Consider the following 24,031-nt stretch of genomic DNA (forward strand, 5'->3'; position numbering starts at 1 on the left):
CACCGCTCGGCTCGCCGGCGTCCTGCCCCACGTCACCCGGCCTGGCGACACCCCGGCCCGGTGACCCCCCGGCTCGCCGGTACCTCGGCCTGGCGACCGCCCTGGCTTGCCGCCCTGGTCTACCGCTTCCTCGGCAGGCCGGGACGGACCAGGCCGCACTCGTAGCCCAGGACGACGAGCTGCGCCCTGTCATGCACGGCCAGCTTCGCCATCATGCGGTTGACGTGCGTCTTCACCGTGGCGGGACTCATGTGCAGGCGCTCGGCGATCTGAAGGTTGCTCAGCCCCTCGGCGACCCTGGCCAGCACCTCGCGCTCGCGATCGGTCAGCGGCGCCAGCCTGGCCCGGCCGGGCGCGGGATCGGGCCTGGCCGTGAACTCCTCGATGAGCCGCCGGGTGACGCCCGGAGACAGCAGCGCGTCTCCCCTGGCGGCGACGCGTACGGCGTGGCGCAGCTCGGCCGGTTCCGCGTCCTTGACCAGGAAGCCGCTCGCGCCCGAGCGGAGCGCCTCGTAGACGTACTCGTCGAGGTCGAAGGTGGTGACCACGACCACCTTGGCGCCGCCCGCCGCCACGATCCTGCGGGTGGCCTCCAGCCCGTCGATCCCCGGCATGCGGATGTCCATCAGCACGACGTCGGGACGGAGTTCGGCGGCCAGCCGCACGACTTCGCGGCCGTCGGCGGCCTCCCCGAGCACGGTGAGATCATCCTCCACGTCGAGCAGGGCGCGCAGGCCGGCGCGGACCAGCGGCTGGTCGTCGGCGAGCAGGATGGTGATCATGCCGGAAGCCACGCGGCGACCTGGAACCCGCCCTCCGGCCGGTCGCCGACGACGAGCCACCCGCCGACCGCGGCCACCCGCTCCGCCATCCCCGCCAGCCCGTGTCCCCCGCCGATCCCGTCGTCACCCGCCCGCCCGTATCCGGCACGGATCCCGTCGTCACTCGCCTGCCCGTGCCCGGGGCCCGGCGCGCGCGGGCCGCCCGGCGGGGGCGTGCCGCTGCCCTGGCCGTCGTCGTCCACCTGGACGGTCACGCCGCCGGTCTCGAAGCTCAACCGGACCCGCGCCGTGCTCGCCTTCGCGTGCCGCATGGTGTTGGTGAGCGCCTCCTGGACGATCCGGTACGTGGTCAGGTCCACCGCCGGGGCCAGCGCCCGGCGTTCCCCCACGATCTCGAACGCCACCGGCAGGCCCGCGGCCGCGACCAGTTCCTCCAGCTGACCGGCGCCCGGCATCGGCCGCCTTCTCTCGGGCCCGTCCTCGCGCAGGACGCCGAGGACGCCCTTCATCTCCGCCAGGGCCTCGCGGCTGGCCGTACGGATCACCGACAGCGCCTCCCGGGCCGCCTCGGGGCCGCCGGAGCGGTCGATCGCCTCCGCGGCGACGGCGGCGTGCAGCGCGATCAGCGACACGGTGTGGGAGGTGACGTCGTGCAACTCCCTGGCGACCTTGAGCCGCTCCTCCCGCCCCCGCCCGAGCGCCATCTCCTCGCGGGTCCGCTCGGCCTCGACCATCCGCCGCTCCACCTCGGCGGCGTGCGCGCGCCGGGACCTGGACACCTCGGCGAGCTGCCCGACCACCACCGTGATGAGCGCCCACAGCAGCAGGCCGGTGAGGTTGTCGAGGCTCCTGTCGAGGAGCACGGCACCCGAGGGGACCGCCACGAGGAAACCCGTACCCGCCCAGCCCTGCACCCGGCGTCCCGAGGAGATCGTCGCGAACACCGCGATCAGCGCGGGGATCGGCCACAGCGCGTAGGCGTAGCCGAGGGCGAAGACGGCCGCCGCCGAGGCCGCGCAGACGACCAGGCTGAGCTCGGGCCGCTCGCCCAGCCTGACCAGTCCGAGCACGGTCAGGGCCAGCAGCGTGCAGCCGAGGGCGTCGAGCGGCCGGGCGCCGGGCTGGTTGCCGTAGGCCATGACCGAGGAGAACCCGACGACCACGGCCATGGCGGCCACCAGCGCGAACCTGCTCACTCCCCCACAGTAATCCGGCCCGCGGGCCGGGACGTCCACCCGTGGCGGTAGTCGCCTACCGCGAGGGGTGCACAGCCGGATGGCCCGGCCGCCCGCTTTCCCATGACGGCGGGTCAGCTCCTCACGGTGTCGGGCACCGCCGCCACGTAGCGCTCCTGCGTGCCCGGATGCCCGGCGAACCCGAAGAAGGCCACCGCCCTGCCGCTGCTCGCCGGGGTCCGGCCCGGCGGGGCGCCCGGTCAGCCCGCCGAGACCCTGAGGACGATCTTTCCTCGCACGTGACCTGTCCGGCTCAGCCGGAAGGCCTCGGCGGCCTCGGACAGGTCCAGGACGGTGGTGACCTCGGGGACGGCCAGGCCGCTCTCGATCATCCGTCGCAGCTCGTCGAGGTCCTCGGCGCTCGGCCGGGCGAACACGAAGGTGCCGCCGTGCTCCAGCACGCCGTCGTTGGCCAGCGAGACGACCCGTCCCCGCGCGTCCTCGCGCAGCAGCCCGAGGGACGACACCAGGTCCTCGCCGCCGTACATGTCCATGATCGCGGTGACCCCGGCCGGGGCGAGCGAGCGCACCCGCTCTTCGAGGCCGGGGCCGTAGGTGACGGGCTCGGCGCCGAGCTCTCGCAGGTGGTCGTGGTTGCGGGCCGAGGCGGTGCCGATGACGCGCGCTCCGAGGGCGGTGGCGATCCGCACGGCGAACGATCCGACGCCGCCCGCCGCGGCCTGCACCAGCACGGTGTCACCGGCCCCCACCCGCAGCGCGTGGACGAGTGACTGGTAGGCGGTGAGGCCGGCGATCGGGACGGTGGCCGCCTGCTCCCAGCTCAGGCCGGCCGGCTTGCGGGCGACGGTGCGCACCGGCGCGGCCACCCGCTCGGCGTAGGTTCCCCTCCCGATGGAGTCCTCGCGCACGTACCCGATCACCTCGTCCCCCGCCGCGAAGCCGGTGACCGTCGGGCCGACCTCCGCGACCACCCCGGCGACGTCCCAGCCGGGGATGACGGGGAAGTGGACGTCGAAACGGCTGTCCAGACGCCCGGCGGCCGTCTGCCAGTCGACCGGGTTGACCGACACCGCCCGCACGTCGATGAGAACGGACTCCGGGCCGAGTTTCGGCTCGGGGACGTCCGTCATCTCCAGGACCTCCGGCCCGCCGTAGCGCCGGTAAACGATCGCCTTCATCCCCTGGCCTTCCGAAGCGCGCGCCGGCCCGTGAGCAGCACGGCACCGTGGGTCGTTCTATAGCATCGAACAGCTCCTTTCAACGGCCCGGGTCCCAGGCCTGATCAGGGTATGCAGACAGGGGACGGACCGGGAGCCGCGAGGCGACCGGCCGATCCCGCGGACCCGTCGCGCCCATCGGAGACACCACGTGAGCATCCCCTTGCCCGCCTCGTTCGCCCACCATGTGATCGACGCCGACGGCGTGCGCGTCAACACGTACGTCGCCGGCGAGGGGCCCCCGGTCCTGCTGCTGCACGGCTACCCGCAGACGCATCTCATCTGGCATCGGGTGGCGCCCGTGCTCGCCCGCGAGCACACCGTGGTCCTCACCGACCTGCGGGGGTACGGGGACAGCGACAAGCCCCCCTCCACGCCGGACCACGCCCCCTACTCCAAGCGGGCGATGGCGCGCGACCAGCTGCTGGTCATGCGCTCGCTCGGCTTCGACCGCTTCGCGGTGGCGGGCCACGACCGCGGGGCGCGGGTCGGCCACCGCCTGGCCCTGGACGAGCCCCGGGCGGTGACCAGGCTGGCCGTGCTGGACATCGTGCCCACCCGCCACGCGTTCCGGCACGCCGACGCCGCGTTCGCGCTCGGCTACTACCACTGGTTCTTCCTCGCCGCGGGCGACGGCGTCCCCGAGCGCATGATCGGCGCCGATCCCGGCCACTGGGTCCGCTCCCACATGAAGGTCCAGCACGGCGGGACCTCGTTCGACCCGGCGGCCCAGGACGAGTACGTCCGTTGCTTCTCCGATCCGGCTGCCGTCCACGCCTCCTGCGAGGACTACCGGGCCGCCGCGAGCGTCGACCTGCGCCACGACGACGCCGACGCGGACGCGGGCCGGCGCGTGACCTGCCCCGTGCTGGCCCTGTGGGGCGAGCGCGGCTTCGTCGGGCGTAGCTACGACGTCCTGGACGTCTGGCGGCGGTACGCGAACGACGTGCGCGGCCAGGCGGTGCCCAGCGGGCACTACGTCCCCGAGGAGGTTCCCGAGATGACGGCGGAACTGCTCGGCTCGTTCCTCTCCGAGAGCCCGGTCACACCGGCGCGGTAGCGATGGGGGCGGATCGGTCAGACGTAGTAGCCCTCGACCGGGACGCGCGCCTCGTCGAACAGCGCGGGGCCCTCCTGGGGCACGTGCGGCCAGCCGCCTCCCGGCTTGAGGCCCGCGAACTGTTCGTTGGAGAGCGCGAACACGACGCGGCCGAGACCGGACCGTTCGATGGCGCCCGTGCACATGGGGCAGGGCTGGCAGCTGGTGTACATGGTCGTGGCCGCCGCGACGCCGGGGGCGAGCTCGCGGGCCGCCCACCTCGCCAGCTTCAGCTCGGGGTGGGCGCTGATGTCGCCGTCGCTGAGGACCGTGTTGTGCTCCTCGGCGAGGACCGTGCCGTCCGGCCCCACCAGCAGCGACCCGAACGGGGCGTCTCCGGTCGCCCGCGCCTTGGCGGCGAGCTCGATGGCCCTGCGGAGATGGTTCTCGTCATTGTTCGTCATGATTGTCCTGTTCATGATTGTTGGGTGCGCAGATCCCAGCGGGCGGCCACGGTCGCGAGCGCCTGCCAGGCTACCTCCGGGTGGCGCGTCTCCTCCGGGTCGCCGTCGAACGGGTCGAGCACGACGGTGCCGGCGCCGAGCAGGCGCAGCCGTTCGAGGTCGTCGAGGACCTGGTCGATCGTGCCCTCACCGGCGAGCCGTCCGGGAGCGGTGATCGGGGACTCGGTGAGCCGCAGGGCGATGCGAGGCGCGAAACCGGGCGCCGGCCGGCTCTCCTCGTCCGCGATGGCCTTCAGCCGGTCCAGTCCCTCGCGCATCCGGTCGAGGGTGAGGCGCAGCGGGTGCCAGGCCTCGCCGAGGCGCACCGCCCGGCGCAGGCCGGCGTCGCTGTTGCCGCCGACCCAGACCGGTATCCGCCCGGCCCCGTAGTCCTCCTCGTCGTCCCAGGCGGCGCGCATCACCCGGAGGTGGTCGTCGGTCAGCGCCCCGCGCCGCTCGAACGGGACCCCGAGCGCCTCGAACTCCTGCCGCGCCCAGCCGACGCCCACGCCGAGGACGAGCCGCCCGCCGCTGAGCCCGTTGAGGTTGGCGGCCATCCGGGCGACGAGCAGCGGGTGGCGGTACGGCACGATGAGCACCGTGGTGCCGAGCCGGATCCCGTCGGTGACCCCGGCCAGCCAGGCGAGGGTGGTGAAGGGCTCGTAGAACGGCGCCGGATACTGCTCGGCGACATCGGGGGTGATCACGACGTGGTCCGAGACCATGAGCAGGTCGAAGCCCAGGCCCTCCACCGTCCGCGCCCAGCCGCGCAGCATCCCGGGATCGGCGCCAGGTCCAAAATTAAGCATGTTAACGCCTATTTTCACCTTTTCAGACTATCGAGTGATGATCCACGGCCGGAAGGGATTCCTCGCGGCGTACAGCGCCGTATACCGTTGATATGCCGGTATCTTTGCCGGATGGCCGAGAATCTCGACGCGACCGACTGGTCGATCCTGGTCGAGGTCCAGCGGGACGGTCGCATCCCGATCACCGAGCTGGGGCGGCGGGTGAACCTCAGCGCCTCCGCCACGACCGAGCGGGTCAGGCGGCTGGAGGCGACGGGCGTCATCACCGGCTACCACGCGAACGTCGACCTGGAGAAGGCCGGTTTCCCCGTGCTGGCCGTCGTGCGCCTGAAGTATCCGGGCAGCCGGCACCAGCCACTGCACCGGCTGCTCGACGAGCGTCCCGAGATCCTGGAGTGCCTGCGGACCACCGGCGACGACTGCTACACGCTGAAGGTGGCCGCGACCTCCATGGGCCACCTCGAAGAGCTCGTCAACGAGCTGGCCCTGCTGGGCAGCACCACCACCAACCTCGTCTACAGCCAGACGCTGCCCTACCGTGGCCCGCGGGACCCCCAGCCGGGCTGACCAGGACGCCGGTGCCGCCGGCCTCCTCCCCCTCCCGCGCGGGAGACTCCCGCGGTCGCCCGTGCCGGTTCCCGCGTCACCGCCGCCCACCCGCCGCGAGGGCTAGGAACGGCGGGCGCCGCAGCCGGTCGCGACGGCCGTGATCCGGGTGCGGCCCCTACCTTTCCGCCGCGGGACCGGCGTGGTCGTCGCGGCGGGCGCCGTCTCGCTCACCGCTTCCCACCGGCAGGGGTCCCAGAAAGGGACATCCGAGGTCCGCGCGCCGGATCAGCACCGGTGAGTTGCTGGGGTCGAGCTGGGCCGTGCCCGCGTAGGTGGCGACGACGCGACTCACCCCCGCGGGCAGGTCCGAGACGGTCAGGGTGGCGAGGCCGTCCGCGTCGAGCTGGGCCGCGCCCAGCCTCACCCCGTCGGTGGCGAAGCCGACCTGCCCGGTGGGAACGGTCGCGTCCGAGGCGGTCACCCTCGCGGTGAAGGTGATCGGGCCGCCGTCTCCCGAGGGACACGCGGAGGTCAGCGTGGTCGTGGTCGTCGCCGTTCCGCAGAGCTGCGCGAAGGGCCGCACGACGGTGTTCGTGTCCAGGGTGATCGCGCCACGGCTCAGCAGGCGGCCGACCACGGTCGCACCGGTGGTCGCGGTGATCGCGCTCAGCGCGAGGACGTTCCCGGAGAAGGCGGAACCGGTTCCCAGCGTGGCCGAGGTGCCGACCTGCCAGAAGACGTTGGCCGCCCGGGCGCCGTTGACGAGGGTCACCGTGCTGGCGGGCGCGGTGACGAGGGTGGAGGCGGCCTTGAAGACGAAGACGGCGTCCGGGTCGCCCTGCGCGTCGAGGGTCAGGGTGCCGGTGAGCCGGAAGGCCCCGGTGGCGGAGTCGTAGACGCCGGGCGTCACGGTGGTCCCGCCGAGCTCCGCCGGGACGGTGGCGCCGGCGGGCCGGCCCGCGGCGTCGTCGTAGGCGGCGGTCAGATCCGTCTGGGCCTGCTGGGCGGTGGCGCCGGTCTGCAGGACGGTGCCGGACGGGAAGCCGCTCGGCGTCGCGCCCGGCCACGCCCCGAGGCCCCCGGTGACGAGGGTGGGACCGGTGTTCTTGACGACGTCCCGGCCCAGGACCACGAAGTTCGCGGCCGTGCCGAGCGGCACCGGCGTCGCCGCGCTCGCGGTCGCCGGGGCAGGGGCCACCGCACCCGCGACCACCGGGGCCACGGCCGCCGCGCTCCCGGTCGCCACGCTCGCGGCCGCCGGGGTCACGGTCACGGCTCCCAGCGCGGCCACGGCCGTGAGGAGCGCCGCCAGCCGGGAACGGACGGTGTTTCGCGGCACCACACGAGGTCGAACGGCCTCCATCATGATGTTTTCCTTTTCTTGTGAAACTGCCCCGTCGAGGCGCATTTCCAGCGATGCACCACTCCTTCCGACCTTACCGATCGACGAAGCCGCACTCGTTATACGACATACATACGAGTCTCATTGACACCGGCCCGCCTTCAACCAGCAGGAATGGCCTTTTTAACCGGAAATGAAAACGTTTGGTGCATCTATATGAAACTACAGCTGTAAATCATTTCCCGATTTCGAAGCACCGGGCGGCCGTGGACATTCTCCGTACACGTGATCAGGACTCCGCCGCCCGGCCGGTCGCGACGTCCCGCCCTTCGGGACAGCACCTTCGGCACCCGCTCCCTTTCCCGTCGAAGGCCACTCCACAGGTACCGCACGACGGGCAGAGGAAGACGGAGGGGCGCAGCCGGCAGGGCATCGAGACGACGTGGCTGCCGAGCAGCCGGTCGACGCCGTCACCGTCGAATTCGACGCCCTCCGGCACAGGCGCGGCGTTGATGACGGGATAGGTCCGGGTGCACGACGCGCACCGCCGCAGTTCCCAGCGGGCGTGGCCCTGCGGGCACTCGCACGAGTAGGTGCCGTCCGGCCTGGACCGGTACGCCCGCCAGGGATCCGGCCTCCGCTGCAGGCAGACCGGGCATCTCGTGTACTCGGCGAGGGTCTCGGCGTTCGCGGCCAGCTCGTCCGCCACCCGATCCAGGAGTTCCGCCTCTCCGGCGCCGTCCGGACGACCGGCGACCCGGGCCCTCAGCGACTGCAGCCTCGCGCGGGCTGCGGCCAGCTCGCCGGGCGCGGGGGGCCGGGTGACCAGGAGTCCGGTCTGCTCGGCCCGAAGCCAGTCCGCGCCGTCACCGACCTCCCGCGCGTACGCCTGGCGGCACCGTATGGAGAGCGGATGGTCGCGGTGCCGCTCCCGGGCGAGAACGCTGTACAGGCTCCGGGCGAGCCGGACCACACTGTCGATCTCCATCGGCGAGATCGGCAGCAGCCCCACGCCGCCGCGCCTCCAGGGCACAGGCGAGTCGCAGCCGGAGAAGACCTCGAGGCGCAGCCGTTCCGGCAGCGCCTGCCGCTCCTCGAACGTACCCGGATAGACGATCAGGGTGGGGATCACGGGTTTCTCGGTGATCAGCCGCTCCGTCTCGTCCCGGGTGGCCGACGTCCGGCCGTGACCGGTGAGGGCGTGCGGAAGAGCCAGGACGCGGAGCACCGCTCGCCCGCCGACGGCGACCTCGAAAACCTCTGTTGGCAGCCACGCGAGGGTCACAGCCGCGCCCGTGGCCGCGACGTCCCCGGCGCCCAGCCGGATCGGCGGTCCGCCGCGGGTGAACGGTGACGCTCCCCCCGCCCCCGCGGGTTCACCTGACCCGCCCGACGTGCCGAGCAGGCCGAGGTGGTCGAGCGCGTGGAGGAGCAGCAGACCGGTGTAGACGGTGAACCCCCGGCACCAGTCCTGGATCCGGGCCGAGGGGGCGTCCTCACGATCTCTCCCGGTACGGTCGTTCACCCACGCCTGCCACAGGTCGCGCACCCGGCGGTAGCGCCCCTCGTTGACGAAGAGGTTCGTGGCCCGAAGCGCGGTCCCGATCTCGGCCTGCCGGTTGACTCCCGGCAGGACGCCGCCGCCTCTCAGCGCGACGAGGGCGTCCCTGACCGCGCCGAGCTCCTTGCGTCTCACCGCGGCCAGGTCCTTCCACGTCTCGTTCGCCACGACCCCCTCGATCAGGTCGAACAGCTTGCCCTGCTGCCGCCATGGCCGATCGACGGCGTCCGCGACGTAACGGTCAAGGTCGCTGAACATCTCGTCGATACGCGCCACGGCGTTCAGCCGGGCCACGACGTCACCCCAGAGGTGGTCGACCAGCCGGGCGGCGACGCGGTTCTCGTAGAAATCCAGGTTCTGCTCACGCGAGGACGCGAGGACCACTTTCGGCTCGACGCCGTCCGGCCGCAGCCGGTTCCAGTCCTCGCTGTGCCCGGCCAGCCGGGTGATCGTCGCGGGCGTGATCCGCCGCGCCAGGCCCACCGGCACCAGCCGGTTCACGACCCGCAGCCGGTCGGCCGGGTCATGGCACACCGCGCGCAGCGCGTCGAGATGCTCGGCGATCTCGTCGTCCATCCTGCGCCGCCGCAGCCGCGGCCCGATCTCGGTGTCGCCGAGCAACGGGCTTTCCCGCAGCCACCGACCGGCCGGTTCGACGCCGAGCCGCTCGAGCCCGGCCGCCACGCCGAGGACGGCGCGTTCGGTCACCTCGTCGGGCAGCGCGCACGGGTCGCAGGCACCGTGCGTGGCCTGCCGCCGGTCCTCGTCCCACAGCGTCCAGTCGCCGATCGCGACGAGATGGTCGCCGGACCGGACGCGACGGCCCGCCAGGGACAGGTCGCGTCCGCCGGAGGGACCGCGCGGGCCGAAAACGCCTCGCCCGCCGGAAGGCCTGCGCCTGCCCGAGGCGCTCCTGCCGCCCGGCGCGCCCTGCTCGGCGTCGACGAAGACGTACCGCCCGATCGGCACCGGTCCCGAGGGCGGCGGATCGGCCTCGCGGTCGAGGAGCCGGTCCCAGAGCCTGACTCGCATGGCGTCACGCCTCCCCTCGGTGGTGCAGCTCGTCGTTGAGCAGTTCGACGGCCCGGATCGGGCGGTCGGAGTCGCCCTCCGCGGCGGGCAGTTCGGCCCAGAACTTCGGAAGGTCGTCGCGGAGCGCCCTGATGGTGTCGCTGCGGAACTCGTAACGGCCGCGGACCTTCCGCAGCACCTTCATCGCCAGCGCGTGGTCCGCGGCCTCCCGGACGGTCCCCCCGGCGTCGACGACCACGGGGACGAACCACGAGAGCTGCTTGACGCTCCGCGGCCCGGTGGAGATCCGGAAGTCCCGCCGCAGCCGATCACCCAGGTCGCCGCCCAGGAAGGCGCGCACCAGATGGGCGGACCGCTCGTGCCGTTTCCGTGCCGCGGCGAAGGCCCGGTTCAGCGCTCTGAACGAGAACGGCGGGAACGGCTCGGTCCGCTCGTACTCGAAGTGTTCCGGTTGCGCGGGCAGCTCGATGACGTTGGACCGGTCGAGCGTCTTCTCCGCGAAGCCCACCGTGGTCTCGTCCTGGTTGGCCGTGCCGACGAACCAGACGTTCCGCGGCAGGGGCAGCCTGATCCCGTCGACCAACCCGCGCGGCGCTGGCTCGACCCTCGCCGTCATCAGGTCGAGCCCGATCTGCCCGCCGGCCGTCCGCGGCCTGAGCTCGAGCACGTGCAGCACATCACTGAAGTACTGCTCGGGGTGGGACAGGTTCATCTCGTCGAGGACGATGAGGAACGGCTGGGACCGGTGCTCCGGGCAGTTGGCCCGGTAGAGCGCCTTGGTGAACTTCGACTCGTAGAACCGCCGTTCGAAGGCGTTGTAGTAGCCGGTCAGGTCCTGTGGTGTGCGCCAGTCGGCACCGACCGGCACGGTCTCGGCGTGCGTCTGCAGGGCCTTGGCGAACGCCAGCGGAAGTTGCGTCTTGCCGATGCCGCTGGCGCCCTGCAGCAGGTGCAGGCGGGTGGCGGCGAGCCCGGCGAGGAAGATCCGCAGGTCGGACTCCGCGTAGAACAACCTCTCCTGCTGGGCGATGACGTGCCGCAGCCGGTGGACGAACTCGTCGATCGGCGGCAGCTCCTCCACCAGGTCGTCGCGTTCCCCGGCATGGCGCGCGTCCATCTCGGCGCACGCGGGAAAGGGGGACTCGCTCTCCTTGCTCCGCCTGAGCCCTTCGGCGTTCTCCTTCAGCCGTACGACCTCGTCCTTGTAGGCCTCGACGTCGGCGGCCAGCGCCTGCTTGACCAGTTCCTGCCGCTCCAGCTCCATCGCGGTGATCTGGTACGCGGAGAGCTGCCGCTGCAGGCGGGAGTTCTCCTGCATGAAGAAGGCGTGGTCCTCCTGCCAGCGTTGCTCGGCCTCGCGCAGCCGGTTCAGCTCGGCCTTGACCTCGGCGGGCGGCCGGTGGCCGCGGAGGGTGGTGTTCTCCTCCTGCAGCCGCTGAAGGTCCGCGACGACGTGTTCGGGCTCGCGGCCACCGAGCGCCAGGCGCAACCGTTCATGGCCGGCCAGCCGCTGCTCCAGCAGCTTGTAGTCCGCGACCATGTCGTCGTGTCGTCGCTGCAGCGCCTGGAGCCTCAGCCGGTCCTGCTCGGCGAGCTGCTCGGCGGACCGTTCGATCCGCTGCTCGACGAGCTGCCTGGAGTCCTCGAGGTCCTCTCGCTCGATCTTCAGGCGCCGTTCCTCGGCGCGCAGCTCGCCGCGCTTCTCGTCGAGTCGCGCGCCTTCCCTGGCGAGTTCGGCGCGGGCGTCGGCCAGCGCGGCGCGGACGGCGGCCCCGGCCTTGCTCCGAGCCTCCTCGTCCTGCCGCGCCGCCCGCAGTTCGAGCTCGGCCAGGTGTTCCTCGCGCTCACCGCACTCGGCCAGCCGCCGGCGCAGCTCCTCGGTCATCCTGGCGGTCCTGGCGGCCCCCGCCTCCTCGCGGCCGGCGATGTCGCGTTCCCGTTCGTCGAGTTCGCGACCGCGTTCACCGATCGCCTTCTCGGCCGCCCGGATCCCGTCCCGCGCGTCCTCAAGGTCCCGCTCGGCCTCCTCGAGCGCGTGTCGCGCGTTCTCGGCCCGGCCGGTGGCGGCCTCGTACGCCCTCTTGACCTGGTCGATCTGCCGCCACAGCCTGTCGACGGCGAGGTAGTCGGCGTCGGCGGGCGGTTCGGCCGGCTCCGGCAGGTTCTCGGCACCGCCCACCGCTTCAGCCGCTTCGGCAGTCGCCTCGGGCAGGGCCTCGGCCAGTTCCCTCCGGTTGACCGGCCCGGCGGGCCTGCGGGTGGTGTTCGCCCGGCCGCCGGCCGCCGTCCCCGCGCGCTGCGCCTGTGCCTTCGGCCCTCTGCCCTTGCCCATTCAATGCCCCTTCGTGAAGTCTTTCGAGCCGTACGGGTGCTGTGCGGCCCGCGAGTGCTGCCGGTACGTGCGTCCTGGGTGCCGCCGGCCCGGCGCGCCGGTCACGAGACGGGAGGGAGCCCCAACAGCTCCGAGGCCGCCTGCTCCCCGAGTTCCTTGCACCACTTCAGGTCTTCGGCGACCGACTGCCTCCCGAGCCGGTGCAGCTGGCCGTTGCGCATCTGGCGCAGCTGGTCGTAACCGAAGAGCAGGTCGCCCCGGCGTGCGAGCATGCGGCGCATCGGGTGGTCGTCGCGCGCCTCCGCGCTGATCAGGGTGGCCGCGATGAGCACGCCGATCTTCGTTCCGTCCGGTGGCCTCGGTTCACCGGCCAGCTCTCCAAGGGCGTCCGCCCCGGTGTTCAGCACGGAGTAGGGGACCTCGAAGGCCCCCATCCGTTCGGCGGCCTTCCTGATCGTCTCCCTCGCCACCTGAGCGGTCCACAGCGGATCGGGGCCGTCACGCCGGCGACGCCGCCGCTCCGCCGCCCGCCTCCGAAGCGGCTCGGCGTGGTGCGCCGGCATCGGATACGCGATCGTCAACCGGTGGAACAGTTCCTCGAAGAGCGAGAACGCCGCCCACACCGCCATGCGCAGCGCCTGATCGGTCTCGCCGTCGTAGGACGCGGTCCGCAGGTCGACGAGTTTCTCCAGCACACCGGCGTCCTCGCGGACCCTCGCGCCGAACTCCATGGCCAGCTCCGCCCTGGCCTGCGCGCGGGCCCGCTTGGTGGCACTCTTCAGGTTCGCGCCGGCCGCCTCTCCCTGCGCCTTGAACAGCCGGTCCAGCCGTTCCGCCAGTTCCGGGCGGCCGGCGGCCCAGTGCTCGACGAGCCGGCCGAACATCGCGTTGGCGGTGACGCCGAACGGGTCGTGTGCGACCCAGACCTCGCCGGGCAGGTCGGGGCCGGCGGCCTCGATGACGCCGAGGATCTCGACCGGCTCCGGTTCTCCGATGAGGGCGACACGGGTGAGTTCGGCGAGCGGCTCTCCGGTGGCGACGCGGCCGCCGTAGACCGTCTGCTCCTCCTCCATGTCCTGGAGCGCGGCCAGGCGGTGTTCACGCGCGAACTCCTGGGAGCGGGCGTTGATCCGGGCCAGCCGGTCGCGGCGCACGACTTCCATGATCTGTTCCGGGTGCGGCGGCCCGGGACGTTCGCCGTCGGCCCTCATCCGCAGTGCCGGCACCTTGGCGGGCCGCCCGGCCGTCCCGAGATCCATGATCACTTCGTCGGTCTCCCGGTGGACGACGTACACGTCCGGCAGCCGCTCGGCGGTGCGCGGCCACAGGTCTCCGGTCGCCGGGTCGTGGAAGACGTAGCGCACCGCCCACTCGGTGTCCTCGTCGACGGCGCCGGTGCGTAGCGCCGCCCGTCCCCGCTCGGTGGGCTCGCCGCCGCGGTCCAGCAGGCCGTCCCGCTTGGCGGTGTCGATGATGTACGCGCACAGCCGCGTGTGCAGCCCTGTCAGCTCGCTCACCCCCTGGGGGGTGCGCACGCCGGTCTCGCACAGTCCGAGGACGACCCGCTGGAAGAGGTCGAGACCGCGGCGCGGGACGAGAGGGGCGGTGACCCGGTAGGCCCAGGCGGGAACGGCGACATGGATCCGCCTGTCCTTGTCCTGGCGGATCAGCGGGCCGTCGCCGATGAACGACAGGAACCTGGGGTTACGAAACGAACCGGCCATGGTCTCCTCCCTCACGGCACAGCAGCAGGAAGTCGGTGAGCGGCGCCACCCCGTCCGGTGCGCGCGGTTTCTCGAACATGGCCGCGTCACCGACCACCACCAGCAGCCGGCGCTGCCGGCTCATCGCCACGCAGAGCCGGTTGGTCAACGTGAGGTGGCCGTAGCGGCGGCCCACCCAGCGCCGGTGCGTCGCCGGATCCGCGGGCGGGGTGTCGTCGCCGGGCGGCGCCGATCTGGTGGCGGAGAGCAGGACGATGTCGAACTGCTTGCCCTGGAAGGAGTCGACACTGCCGATGTGCAGCCGGTTCAGCGGCTTGCCCCGGCTGTCGTGGCGGTACCGATCGGCCGCCTCGTAGTGGCCCTTGTCGTTGCGGACGGCCACGCCGAGGTGCTGCAGGGCGTCGCCGATCTCCTGCACCTGACGGGTGTAGAACGACATGACTCCGATCCTGAGGTCCGGAGCGGCCTCGAGCAGCGCGGGAATCCGCTTCACCAGCCAGTCCTTCTCGGCGGGGCGGTGGATGCTGCGGACCCGGAACTCGCCGCCCCTGTCGGCGGGGACGTCCGCCCATACGGCGACCGCCTCGCCGTACTCCGGCAGGCCGTGCGCGAAACCCTCGGTGCCGCGCGGAGACCCCAGGGTGTTCCTGTAGAAGTTGCGGCTGACGAAATCACCCAGGACGCTGTGCATCCGGAACTGCGCGTTGAGGGTGACGACCCGCCGGACCGGTGAGCCCTTGTTGTCGTGCGCGCGAAACAGCCGCTCGAAGAGGCTCTGCCGCAACACCTCCTGGGTCGACCCGTCCTGCCGTACGAGCGCCCGTTCGACGTCGGGCTCCAGCAGGGGCGGGAGCTGGAGATGGTCCCCGACCAGGACGATGCGGCGGGCCGCCAGCGCCATGGGGATCATCAGGTCGAGCGGGTTGGCGCGGGCCGCCTCGTCGATGATGACGGTGTCGAAGACGACGTCCTCGTCGGTGTCCACCTGCTTGGCCTCGACCACCTTCCGGGAGGCCGCCTGCTGGCAGGTCGTGGCGTACGAGGCGGTGTAGGCCCGCAGCGTCCACTCGACGGCCGGCGGGTCACCCTGCAGGGCCTCGTAGTAGTCGGCCAGGGCCAGCGTCACCCCCATGTCGGGGGTGCGCCGCAGAGACTCCTCCATCTCCGCCACGGCCTGGTTGAGCAGGTCGTTGACCGCCGGATCGGCGGCGCGCACCGGTTCGGGCCCGGCCTGCGGCAGCAGGCGGTCGATCAGGCGGTCGCGCAGCGCGGCCAGCTCCTCCCGCGGCACCGGCGGGTGGTCGGGATCGCTGTCCGCGACCCGTTCGAGAAGCGCGAGATCCGCCGCGGCGAGACCGCCGTTCGCGTCACCGCCCGCGGTCGTGATCGCGCGTAGCCGGCGCAGCGCCTTGGCCGCCGCCTGCGGGCCGTCGTCGGCGAAGGCCTCCGGCGTCGTGCGCAAGGCGCGTGCGGCCATCAGCGCGAGCTCGTGGGCCTCGTCCACCGGCCCGCTCCACCCGCCCGGCGGCGCGGTCGCCAGGGTGATCCGCAGCTCGTCGCGGGCCGCCCGCAGGCGCTCGGCCAGCGCGACGGAGATGTGCGCGCGGGCCCGCTCGTGCACCTCCGTCAGCAGTTCCACGGTGCCGTCGGGAGCCGGTGGCGTGAGCCAGTAGCCGGCGACGAGGCCGCTGAGCCGGCGCAGCGTCAGCACCGCCTCGCCCGGCTCGCCCAGCCGCTCGGGGAGGTGCGCGGCCGCCGTGTCCCGCAGCCGGTCGCGGAGCACGGCCGCACCCCGGTCGGCTCGGTCGATCTTGTTGGCCGGGATCCCGAAGACCATGGACCGCTCGGCCATCTCCTCGACGGCGGCGTGCTGGAAGCTGGCCAGCAGGATGCTGCCGCGCACGTGGGCGTACGACCTGCCGGACTCGGCCAGCCGGGTCTGGATCGCCGATATGACCTCCGTCTTCCCGGTGCCCGGCGGCCCCTGGATGATCGCGATGTCCGGGGTGTTGAGCGCCACGTCGATCGCCTGCTGCTGGCGCTCGGTCGGGTCGCCCCCGAAGATGGCCCAGGTCGCCTCGGAGTGCGGCTCGATCCGCTCCGGAGGATTCGCCACGACCTGCTCGCCCTCGAGGAGTGCGAGCAGGTTGGGGATGTTCGTACCTCCACGCAGGATCCGTTCGTACGCCGTCCTGCGCCGGACCAGTTGCCTGCGGTCACCGCGGAACGAGCGGAACAGGAATCCCTCCTGCCCCGGCTGGACGGCCTCGTCGCCTCCGACTCCCGCCGGGCCTCGGCGCTGCAACTCGGTCCGCTTGATGTCGATCGTGCCGTCGGCGACGTCCACCGCGACGACGGTGCCGCTGAACAGATGCTTCTCAAGCCGCTGCCGGACCACCTCCCAGTCGTCGGCCTCCGTGGCCTCCTCGTCGTCGGCCACGTCGGTGCCGGGGTTGGCCAGGACGGGTGGCAATCGCCTGGACGCCTCCAGTTCCAGGGTCTCGCCGCCCTTGAGCGCCTGCTGTGCCTGCTCCAGCAGGGAGCGCCGGTGACCCGCGGGATCGTCGGTGGCGACGACCTGGAACCGGTGGACCTCACCCGCGAGCCGGCTCCAGCTCCGGTAGGTGATGTACCCCGTCTCCTCCACCCGCCGCAGCAGATGGCGCGCCTCCAGCCGGTTGTACTGGTTCCACAGCGCCAGGAGACCCTTGCCCTCGGTGAGCCGTTCGATCCATCGCTCCATGTCGGCACGCATCTCGGCGACATGGGAGACGTCCTTGAAGTCGACGTTCGTGGTGACGAGCCGCAGCCGGCGGCCCAGGTCGGCGTTGGCGGTACGCCTGATCCGGTGCATGTGGAGGCGGCCGTCCCTGGTTCGGACGTCGGCGACGAAGCCCCTGCCGTGGAGGCGGTAGCCGGTCGGCGCGCCGTGCTCCCCGACCACCGTCGAGATGATCACACGTCCGGGCGTGTCCGCCGACGCGCGCGGTACCGCGGGCAGCAGGAAGCGCTCTCTCAGCCAGCCGATCGTCCGATCGGTCCGCGTCGCGTAGGCCTGGCTGCCCTCCCACGTGGCCACCGTCCGCGCGATGTCATGGTCGACGGCGATCTCCTGCGCCGGCAGCGTCCCGCCCGCGTCGTACCGGTGGAACGTCACTCCGAGCTGTGCCGCCCGAGGCCTTTGCCCGGTCAGTTCGCGTGACTCCACAACGATCGCGACGTAGTGCGCTCCACCGCGTCTGACCGACTCCAGCTTCTCCGCGTCCTCACGCTGTACGGGCGCCACCGGGGCCTCGGCGGCGCGTGTCCGAGCGAACGCCTGGTGGTTCGGCGACCACCACAGCCTTATCTCGTCCTCGCACCTCGGGCGGTCGGCGCTCTGCCACTTGAGCCAGACGAGGGCCTCGGCGCCCGGCAGCGGAGCCGTCTGCGGCCGCTTCACGACCGGGCCGCCGATCGCCGTACGCGGGCGAACCGCAGCATCCGGTGCGGACTTCCCGGCGGGCCGAACCGGATGATCCAGCGCGGCGCGGCCTGATCCGCCGGTACGGCCAGCTCGTCCGAGGGTTCGATGACCAGGCCTTCGTCCTGGTCGATCGCCGATGTCAGCCAGAGAGGCACCGGCCCCGGGTTCCTGATCGTCAGCCGGTGTCCCGGCTGCCAGTGCAGCCATGCCACCGGCGCGGTGTCGTACTCCACCGCGTCCATGCGCGAGGTGCGCCCGGTGATCGGGAGCCATGACCCCGGCGGTACCGCCAGCGTCTCACCGGCGGGCGCGGGCTTCGGCATCCCCGAGCGGACGAACTCCACCACGGCGACGAGGGGATCGGGGGCCTGGAGGCCGCACCAGGGACAGGCCGGCGCCCGCATGTCGACCGACTGCGGGCAACCGGCGCAGGCCAGGGTCAGATCGGCGGCCGAGCGCAGCGCCGTACGCCACTCGGCGACCGTGGGGCGCGCCCTGACGTCGCTCAGCCCGTCCTGGAACGCCCGGCGGGCGAGCTCTCCCAGCTTCGGTGTCAGCAACCGCTCGCGCGGCAGGCCGTACCGGGTACGGTTCGACCGGTCGTCCGGGTGGTCGATCCACGGCAGTTTCCCGCTGAAGGCGTGTTCGAGAAGTTCCGGGCCGCCTTCCTGGACGGCGTCGCCGAGGAACGGGTGCGTCAGGGTGAGGACCTCGAAGGCGATCACGGCGAAGGCGTAGGCGTCGGTGGCACCGCTCACCCCGGACCGCCCGTCCAGCACCTCGGGCGCCGCGTACCCCGGGGTCGCGACGGTGTCCGGCACGACGGACTCCGACCGCACGAAGTCGACGTCGACCAGGCGGACCTCCTCGTGCCGCGGGGTGTCGGAGACCATCACGTTGGCCGGGGACGGGTCGGCGTAGACGACGCCCTTGGCGTGCAGCGCGGCGAAGGCGTCCGCGGCGCGGCTGAGCAGCCGGAGCCGACGCCGCAGTCCCCCCGTTTCCGCGTACCAGCCGAGCAGGTCACGGTCGTCGGGCGCCGACACCAGCGTCTGGACCGCGACCATGTCGTCGAGGAGTTCCATCGAGTACCCGACGTGCGGCGCGGCCAGCATGGCCAGCGGGCGGGCGATCGGCACGCCGCCGAGATCGAGCCGTCTGATCACACCGATCCGGCTCCGCAGCCGCTGCGCGACCCGGGGCGTCCGGGCGTGCATCATTTTGACCGCCACCCTGCCCTCCGAGGCCCACACCTCGGCCTGGCCTCCCACCCCGATCCGGCGCAGCAGCGCAAGCGGCCGTCCCTGCTCGTCGCGGACGACCGGACGCCCGGCGTCGTTCATGCCAGGAACTCGTCGAGTTCGTCGAAATCGATCTCCGCGGAGGACTGCCGGCCCACGCGTGCCTGCCTGCTGACGCTCATGGTGAGCCAGGAGAAGTAGCGGCTCAGAAGATGCACCTGGTCGGCGCGTTGCGGCTCGATCGACGGGTCGGCGATGAACGCGCGCAACACCTGGAAGTCGTCGTCGTCCATGTCCTGGCCGATGCCGACGGCCAGCCTGATCGCCTTGGCTCCGCGCGGCGAGGCGAGCAACCGTCGAAGCGGCTCCTCCCACTTGTCGGTCGGTTTTCCGTCGGACACGAGGATCAGCGTCGGCATGAACGCGTTCCGCGGGATCACCTTCTCATCGGCGAGCAGCTCCGTGAGCAGGTCGAGCGCGGCGCCGAAGGGGGTGCGGCCGCCGGCTCGGAGATCGCTCCACTCCAGGTCGGCGGCGGGAACAGGCGGTTGGTGCAGCACTGCGCCCTGCCCGCCGAAGGCCACGACGCCGACCTGGATCTCGCCCCGGACGGGCCGCTCGGCGGCGAAGCTCCGGATCATCGTGGCGATGGACTCGTTGAGCGTCTCGAGCTTGCGCAGCTGCGTCATGCTGCCGCTGACGTCGGCGAGCACGATGACGGGCAGGGCCCGGGGTGGGGCGGCGCTGGGACGTGAGAGAGGCACATCGGAGGGTGTTGCCTGGGCCAAGGCTACCTCGCCAATTCATATTGATCAGCCGAAAAAGCAGAGCCTTACAGGCTGTCGACGTTCATACCGAAAGTCAAGATCTAACCAATAAACAAAAATGGACATTCTCTCTAAAATCCGACTTTCGCTTATTTTTGTCGCATATGCCTTGGTCAATACGTGACCGGAAACGGTTGATCTTTGGTATCTCACCCTTGTGATTCAAGCGCCCGCCCGGCAGGCGACACGCACCCCCGACCTGGCCCGGCCCGTACGGCGCGGCGGCCCGGACGGCTCGCGCGTCACTCCGCCCCCGCGAATCAGCCGAGAGGTCACTTCCGCTCCTGCCGACAGCCGTCCGTCAAGCACTACGAAAGCGGCCTGCAACTTGAAATGCCTACAAAGGTAGATAGAAGCGGAAGGATCTTCATTTTCTTACCCGAAGTTCTTTCCGGCCGTCCGGTGATCCTCGACTCCACCCGCAGGTGGGGCGGACCGATCAGGACCGACCCGAAGGAGAGAACATGAACGGCGAGAAGCCGACGAGAACGGCGAGGACCGGCGGTACCCGGCGCCGATGGACCGAGGCCGTGGCGGCGCTGGCCACCGCGGTGGCCGTGGCGGGCCTCGGGGCCGGTCCCGCCTTCGCCGGCGTACCGAACGGCGCGGCGAACACGCCCGGCGCCAGGACCCTCGCCACGGCTCCCGGCGCCCCGTCCGGCACCCCGTCCGGCACCCCGTCCGGCACAACGGCCCTCGCCACGGCTCCCGGCCCCGCGTCCGACGCCCGCCTGGAACGTTTCATCCGGAAGGCGCCGAAGTGGAGGAAGTGCGGCCTGTTCAGATGCGCGACCCTCACCGTGCCCGTCGACTACGCCGACCCCGGCAACGGCAGGACCTTCACCCTTCCCCTAATCAAGGCCCCGGCGAGCAGGCCCGACCAGCGGATCGGGACGCTCGTCGCCGCGGCCGGAGGTCCGGGACAGTCCGGCACCTGGATGGTGCGCACCTTCCACGAGACCTGGCCCGCGCAGATCCGCGAACGCTTCGACGTCGTCGGCTTCGATCCCCGCGGGGTGGGCGGCAGCAGGCCCGCCATCGACTGCAGCCTGCGGGCGGGTGACAAACCCATCGGAAAGCCACGTGCCGACCTGCCGCTGGTCGGTGAGGTCGCACCGTACTACCGGCTCATCGTCCAGGCCTGCGCCCGCGGCACCGGCAAGGACGTCCTGCCCCACGTCGGTACCGCCAATGTCGTCACCGACCTGGAACTGCTGCGCGCGGCGCTGCGCCAGGACACGATCAGCTTCCTCGGTTACTCCTACGGCACGAACATCGGCCAGCGCTACGCCGACCGCTTCCCGCGCCGCGTCCGCGCCATGGTGCTCGACGGCATCGACACCGCGCACCTGAACTGGGACACCGACTCCCTCCACGGCGCCAGGGCCCACACCGCGGCGCTGCACTCCTTCGCCCGCGCGTGCGCCCGCGACCCCCGGATGGCCTGCCCGGCCGGCAGCGCGAAGGGCGTTCTCGCCGCCATCGACAAGGTGATCGCGCGGGCGAAGGCCAGGCCCCTGCGCGGGGGCAGGTACGACCTCGACGCCGACACCGTACGAGCGGTGATCGGCGGCACCCTCATCGACCCCTCCTCCTGGCGGGAGCTGTCCACCGCGCTGGGCGCGGCGGCCGACGGGGACGGAGCCCCGCTCGCGGACCTGCGGGTCCGGCTCGGCGCCCCCTCGGTGTCCCTGCCCGTCGACGAGGTGACGAGCGTAGTCAACTGCCTCGACCGGCCCCACTCCGGGAACCTGAGGGACTACGAACGGCTCGCCGGGCAGATCCGCCGTATCGACCGTCTCTCCGACGGTACCAACCTGACCTGTGCCTTCCTGCCCTCACCCGCGGTCGCGCCCACCCCTGCCCGCGCCAGGGGCGCCGGGCCCATCGTGCTGATCAGCCACACCCGGGACGCGCGCACACCGTACCGCTGGGCCAGAGAGGTCGCCGGGAACATGCCCTCGGCCGTGCTGCTGACCTACGACGCCGACGGGCACACCGTTTACGCCACCGGCGTCTCCTCCTGCGTCGACGACACCGTCACCCGCTACCTCGTCGACCTGACCCCGCCCAGGAACGGAGCACGCTGCACCCGGTGAGCGGGAACGCGGCGAACCCGGGATCGCGCGGTGCCGGCACCGCGCCGCGCCGGACGGCGAGGGACACCCGAGCGTATCCCCGGCCGTGCGGTCCACCCGCGCCGGGCGCGGTCTCCTCGCCCCGGCCCTCCCCGCGCGTCACCCGGCGGACGTGCGCGGTGGCGCCTGAGGAGCTCAGCGCCTCCCGCCGGTGAGCCTGCCCGTGGACAGGGTGGCCTCGGCGCCGTAGAAGCGGCCGACGCGCTCGACCTCCCTCTCCAGCTCCCTGGTCCGGCCGGAGTCGAGCTTGACGAACGACTCCAGCCTGATCTCGACCCTGCCGCCCTTCTCCCTGCGCTCCCACATCCCGGAGACGACCCCGTCGACCAGCATGATCTGGTGGGCGACCGCGCCCTCGTACCTGCCCCGGCCGTGCTCGAAGACGCGCGCGGCGGTGTCCTTGGGCACGACGACCTCCTTGGGACCGCTGCCGAGGACGTACGCCTCGTACTGCGGCAGCAGCCGCAGGCAGCTCGGGCCGGACGGCCAGCGGTCGTCGTCGGCGGCCAGGACGTACGCCTCGCGCCCCTCGACCTCGACCCGGGCGACCTCGTCGCCGAGCGACTCCAGCGCCTCACGCGCCTCGGGCGGCCTGAGCGCGAACCAGCGGGCCAGGTCCTGGTGGGTGGCGGGGCCGTACGCGCGCAGGTAGCGGCGCACGATCTCCATCGCCGACTCCTCGGGGTCGGGCTGGTCCCCGACCTCGGTCTTCAGCCCCGCCCACCGGTCGGGCCTGGCATAGGTCACCTTGGCGCCCCGTACCGGCCCGAAGCAGAGCACGCCGAGGTAGGCGACGGGACGCAGCAGCTCGCCCCAGTTGGAGGCGAGCTTGTCCTTGGCCCACGCGCCGACGCGCCCGGAGACCTCCCCGGCCAGCTCCTCGCGGGTCAGGCACTCGCCGTCCAGCGCCTCGCGGACCGCGTCGACGAACGTCTCGCCCTGCTTGGCGGTGAGGCCGTGGTAAGCGTGCCAGCTGTCCTTGGCGCGCCAGTAGGGCTTCCAGCGCATCGCCGCCATCCACAGCGCCAGCTCGTCGGCGGCGTGCACGTGCAGGGTGCCGCGCAGGCTGTACGTCTTGACGAGGCGCTTGCTGTCGTACAGCTCCGCGCGGACCCGCTCCCGCGTGGCGCCCTTCACCCGCGACCCGATGGACAGCTCGGCCGCGGCGGCGACCTGCGACTGCACCCCGCACACGTCGCGCACGGGTTCGCGCGGGTCGCCGGAGACGGGTTCCACGAGATGGTGGCGAGCCAGCCGCCGCGCGTGGACCTGATCCCAGGTGAGTGCGTTCATGGTCCCCGTCTCTACCCCGTGGGGTGGAGGCGAACCTGGACGCGCCGGACGCCCACCCGCACTCGGCCACGCGGGCGGCCGTCACCCGCGGGCGCCTCGCCCGGCTCCTCGACGGGGGCCCCGATGTATCCCGGGGGGCCGTGTTCCGGCGGGTTCCGTCTCAGCCGGGGAAGACCGAGAGGCCGGACCGGGCGACGATGGCCTGGAGCGCGGCGACGTGGCCGGTGTAGGCCGCCCGCCCCTCGCGGGTGAGGCTGAACCACGTTCTCGGGCGCTTGCCGACGTGCCCCTTGCGGATCTTCACGTAACCGGCCGCCTCCAGAGCGCTCGCGTGCTTGGACAGCACCGAGTCGCTGACGCCCAGGTTGTCGCGGACGAAGGCGAACTCGGCCTCGTCGGCGGCGGCCAGCAGCGAGACGATCTGCAGCCGGGTCGGCGCGTGGATCGCCGGGTCGAGTCGCGGGGTCATCGCTTCGCCATCTCCGCCCGCCTCGCGGTCCGTCCCGACATCCATCTGGCCAGCAGCGGCGAGGTGATCGCCACGATCGTAGTCATGATCACACCCATGAGGGTGCGCGGGTAGGCGAGGCCCAGCTCGGTGAACCACAGCGCCAGCGGGGCTGACGCGGCGACCGTGACGAGCACCCAGCCGGTGAAGCCGGCCCATGCCCACGGATCCACCACGGAGGAGTGCGGGCGCAGCTTCGCGTCCCTGACGTCTCTCACGAACTTGAGAACGGCGAGGACGAGACCGGCCGACAGGGCCGGCACGGCGATCCCGAGCCACCAGGCGGGCGGGATCTCGGTGACGAACTGTATGGCGGTGACGAAGGCCCAGACCGCCACCGGATACCAGGCGGGGAACATCGGCGGCGCGGCGCGCAACACCTTTCGCTGCGTCTCGTGGACCTGGGCCAGCGTCCGCGCGGCCTCTTCGGGGGTGATGTCCATGCCCGCTCCTTTTGTTTTCCTAGTTGGAA

18 protein-coding genes are annotated in these 24,031 nt (G+C 72.2%); 3 read left to right on the forward strand and 15 right to left on the reverse strand.

Annotation, left to right across the window (positions count from 1 at the left end):
* Positions 1-119: 119 nt before the first annotated feature.
* The 3 genes from ACTOQ3_RS31490 to ACTOQ3_RS31500 all read right to left on the reverse strand — a co-directional run bounded on the left by ACTOQ3_RS31490 (position 120) and on the right by ACTOQ3_RS31500 (position 3,156).
* Positions 120-782, reverse strand: a complete 663-nt coding sequence (locus tag ACTOQ3_RS31490) for a response regulator (protein ID WP_440087147.1) — start codon at positions 780-782, stop codon at positions 120-122.
* On the reverse strand, positions 779-1,978 hold the full coding sequence (locus ACTOQ3_RS31495) for a sensor histidine kinase (protein WP_440087068.1): 1,200 nt from the start codon (positions 1,976-1,978) through the stop codon (positions 779-781). Before ACTOQ3_RS31495 ends, ACTOQ3_RS31490 begins: the two co-directional genes overlap by 4 nt.
* Before the next feature lie 239 nt (positions 1,979-2,217).
* Positions 2,218-3,156 carry an NADP-dependent oxidoreductase gene (locus ACTOQ3_RS31500; RefSeq protein ID WP_440087069.1) on the reverse strand — a complete coding sequence of 313 codons (939 nt, stop codon included), beginning with the start codon at positions 3,154-3,156 and terminating at the stop codon, positions 2,218-2,220.
* Positions 3,157-3,346: 190 nt separating this feature from the next.
* Between ACTOQ3_RS31500 and ACTOQ3_RS31505 the strand changes: the two genes are divergently transcribed.
* Entirely contained in the window at positions 3,347-4,255 is a 909-nt protein-coding gene (locus ACTOQ3_RS31505) for an alpha/beta fold hydrolase (protein ID WP_440087070.1), read from the forward strand.
* A 17-nt stretch (positions 4,256-4,272) separates the two neighbouring features.
* On the opposite strand, the gene ACTOQ3_RS31510 is transcribed toward ACTOQ3_RS31505, so the two are convergent.
* Both ACTOQ3_RS31510 and ACTOQ3_RS31515 read right to left on the reverse strand, forming a co-directional pair.
* Positions 4,273-4,698 carry a nucleoside deaminase gene (locus ACTOQ3_RS31510; RefSeq protein WP_440087071.1) on the reverse strand — a complete coding sequence of 142 codons (426 nt, stop codon included), beginning with the start codon at positions 4,696-4,698 and terminating at the stop codon, positions 4,273-4,275.
* Between the two features lie 11 nt (positions 4,699-4,709).
* Complete coding sequence (locus ACTOQ3_RS31515) at positions 4,710-5,546, reverse strand: LLM class flavin-dependent oxidoreductase (RefSeq protein WP_440087072.1); 837 nt, start codon at positions 5,544-5,546, stop codon at positions 4,710-4,712.
* A gap of 111 nt (positions 5,547-5,657) precedes the next feature.
* Between ACTOQ3_RS31515 and ACTOQ3_RS31520 the strand changes: the two genes are divergently transcribed.
* Positions 5,658-6,113, forward strand: coding sequence for an Lrp/AsnC family transcriptional regulator (locus ACTOQ3_RS31520; protein ID WP_440087073.1), 456 nt, complete (start codon positions 5,658-5,660; stop codon positions 6,111-6,113).
* A gap of 157 nt (positions 6,114-6,270) precedes the next feature.
* Here the strand turns inward: ACTOQ3_RS31520 and ACTOQ3_RS31525 are convergent, their stop codons facing one another.
* From ACTOQ3_RS31525 to ACTOQ3_RS31555, 7 genes are all read right to left on the reverse strand, one after another.
* Positions 6,271-7,461, reverse strand: a complete 1,191-nt coding sequence (locus ACTOQ3_RS31525; RefSeq protein ID WP_440087074.1) for an ice-binding family protein — start codon at positions 7,459-7,461, stop codon at positions 6,271-6,273.
* 265 nt (positions 7,462-7,726) lie between these two features.
* Positions 7,727-10,030: a hypothetical protein gene (locus ACTOQ3_RS31530; RefSeq protein ID WP_440087075.1), complete on the reverse strand. Its 2,304-nt coding sequence runs from the start codon at positions 10,028-10,030 to the stop codon at positions 7,727-7,729.
* Positions 10,031-10,034: 4 nt separating this feature from the next.
* The gene (locus tag ACTOQ3_RS31535) at positions 10,035-12,362 is read right to left on the reverse strand and encodes an AAA family ATPase (RefSeq protein ID WP_440087076.1); all 2,328 of its coding nucleotides are present in this window, start codon (positions 12,360-12,362) and stop codon (positions 10,035-10,037) included.
* A gap of 101 nt (positions 12,363-12,463) precedes the next feature.
* Positions 12,464-14,086 carry a hypothetical protein gene (locus ACTOQ3_RS31540; protein ID WP_440087077.1) on the reverse strand — a complete coding sequence of 541 codons (1,623 nt, stop codon included), beginning with the start codon at positions 14,084-14,086 and terminating at the stop codon, positions 12,464-12,466.
* Positions 14,067-17,528 (reverse strand): DEAD/DEAH box helicase, encoded by a 3,462-nt coding sequence (locus tag ACTOQ3_RS31545; RefSeq protein ID WP_440087078.1) that lies wholly within the window; start codon positions 17,526-17,528, stop codon positions 14,067-14,069. Before ACTOQ3_RS31545 ends, ACTOQ3_RS31540 begins: the two co-directional genes overlap by 20 nt.
* Positions 17,525-18,895 (reverse strand): protein kinase domain-containing protein, encoded by a 1,371-nt coding sequence (locus ACTOQ3_RS31550; RefSeq protein ID WP_440087079.1) that lies wholly within the window; start codon positions 18,893-18,895, stop codon positions 17,525-17,527. The genes ACTOQ3_RS31545 and ACTOQ3_RS31550 overlap by 4 nt, the downstream gene beginning before the upstream one ends.
* Positions 18,892-19,557 carry a vWA domain-containing protein gene (locus ACTOQ3_RS31555; protein WP_440087080.1) on the reverse strand — a complete coding sequence of 222 codons (666 nt, stop codon included), beginning with the start codon at positions 19,555-19,557 and terminating at the stop codon, positions 18,892-18,894. Before ACTOQ3_RS31555 ends, ACTOQ3_RS31550 begins: the two co-directional genes overlap by 4 nt.
* A gap of 527 nt (positions 19,558-20,084) precedes the next feature.
* Between ACTOQ3_RS31555 and ACTOQ3_RS31560 the strand changes: the two genes are divergently transcribed.
* Positions 20,085-21,719, forward strand: a complete 1,635-nt coding sequence (locus ACTOQ3_RS31560) for an alpha/beta hydrolase (RefSeq protein ID WP_440087081.1) — start codon at positions 20,085-20,087, stop codon at positions 21,717-21,719.
* Positions 21,720-21,893: 174 nt separating this feature from the next.
* Here ACTOQ3_RS31560 and ACTOQ3_RS31565 read toward each other — a convergent pair whose 3' ends face one another.
* The 3 genes from ACTOQ3_RS31565 to ACTOQ3_RS31575 all read right to left on the reverse strand — a co-directional run bounded on the left by ACTOQ3_RS31565 (position 21,894) and on the right by ACTOQ3_RS31575 (position 24,002).
* On the reverse strand, positions 21,894-23,051 hold the full coding sequence (locus ACTOQ3_RS31565; protein WP_440087082.1) for a winged helix DNA-binding domain-containing protein: 1,158 nt from the start codon (positions 23,049-23,051) through the stop codon (positions 21,894-21,896).
* A gap of 160 nt (positions 23,052-23,211) precedes the next feature.
* Positions 23,212-23,520 carry a winged helix-turn-helix domain-containing protein gene (locus ACTOQ3_RS31570; RefSeq protein ID WP_440087083.1) on the reverse strand — a complete coding sequence of 103 codons (309 nt, stop codon included), beginning with the start codon at positions 23,518-23,520 and terminating at the stop codon, positions 23,212-23,214.
* The gene (locus ACTOQ3_RS31575) at positions 23,517-24,002 is read right to left on the reverse strand and encodes a hypothetical protein (protein ID WP_440087084.1); all 486 of its coding nucleotides are present in this window, start codon (positions 24,000-24,002) and stop codon (positions 23,517-23,519) included. Before ACTOQ3_RS31575 ends, ACTOQ3_RS31570 begins: the two co-directional genes overlap by 4 nt.
* Between the last annotated feature and the right edge of the window lie 29 nt (positions 24,003-24,031).

Source organism: Streptosporangium sp. LJ11 (assembly GCF_051918945.1).
Classification (GTDB): domain Bacteria; phylum Actinomycetota; class Actinomycetes; order Streptosporangiales; family Streptosporangiaceae; genus Streptosporangium.

Coding starts and splice junctions, on each gene's coding strand:
- ACTOQ3_RS31560 (WP_440087081.1), top strand. CDS start 20,085: ATGAACGGCGAGAAGCCGACGAGAACGGCGAGGACCGGCGGTACCCGG.
- ACTOQ3_RS31575 (WP_440087084.1), bottom strand. CDS start 24,002: ATGGACATCACCCCCGAAGAGGCCGCGCGGACGCTGGCCCAGGTCCAC.
- ACTOQ3_RS31525 (WP_440087074.1), bottom strand. CDS start 7,461: ATGATGGAGGCCGTTCGACCTCGTGTGGTGCCGCGAAACACCGTCCGT.
- ACTOQ3_RS31520 (WP_440087073.1), top strand. CDS start 5,658: ATGGCCGAGAATCTCGACGCGACCGACTGGTCGATCCTGGTCGAGGTC.
- ACTOQ3_RS31530 (WP_440087075.1), bottom strand. CDS start 10,030: ATGCGAGTCAGGCTCTGGGACCGGCTCCTCGACCGCGAGGCCGATCCG.
- ACTOQ3_RS31490 (WP_440087147.1), bottom strand. CDS start 782: ATGATCACCATCCTGCTCGCCGACGACCAGCCGCTGGTCCGCGCCGGC.
- ACTOQ3_RS31550 (WP_440087079.1), bottom strand. CDS start 18,895: ATGAACGACGCCGGGCGTCCGGTCGTCCGCGACGAGCAGGGACGGCCG.
- ACTOQ3_RS31500 (WP_440087069.1), bottom strand. CDS start 3,156: ATGAAGGCGATCGTTTACCGGCGCTACGGCGGGCCGGAGGTCCTGGAG.
- ACTOQ3_RS31570 (WP_440087083.1), bottom strand. CDS start 23,520: ATGACCCCGCGACTCGACCCGGCGATCCACGCGCCGACCCGGCTGCAG.
- ACTOQ3_RS31535 (WP_440087076.1), bottom strand. CDS start 12,362: ATGGGCAAGGGCAGAGGGCCGAAGGCACAGGCGCAGCGCGCGGGGACG.
- ACTOQ3_RS31510 (WP_440087071.1), bottom strand. CDS start 4,698: ATGACGAACAATGACGAGAACCATCTCCGCAGGGCCATCGAGCTCGCC.
- ACTOQ3_RS31540 (WP_440087077.1), bottom strand. CDS start 14,086: ATGGCCGGTTCGTTTCGTAACCCCAGGTTCCTGTCGTTCATCGGCGAC.
- ACTOQ3_RS31515 (WP_440087072.1), bottom strand. CDS start 5,546: ATGCTTAATTTTGGACCTGGCGCCGATCCCGGGATGCTGCGCGGCTGG.
- ACTOQ3_RS31565 (WP_440087082.1), bottom strand. CDS start 23,051: ATGAACGCACTCACCTGGGATCAGGTCCACGCGCGGCGGCTGGCTCGC.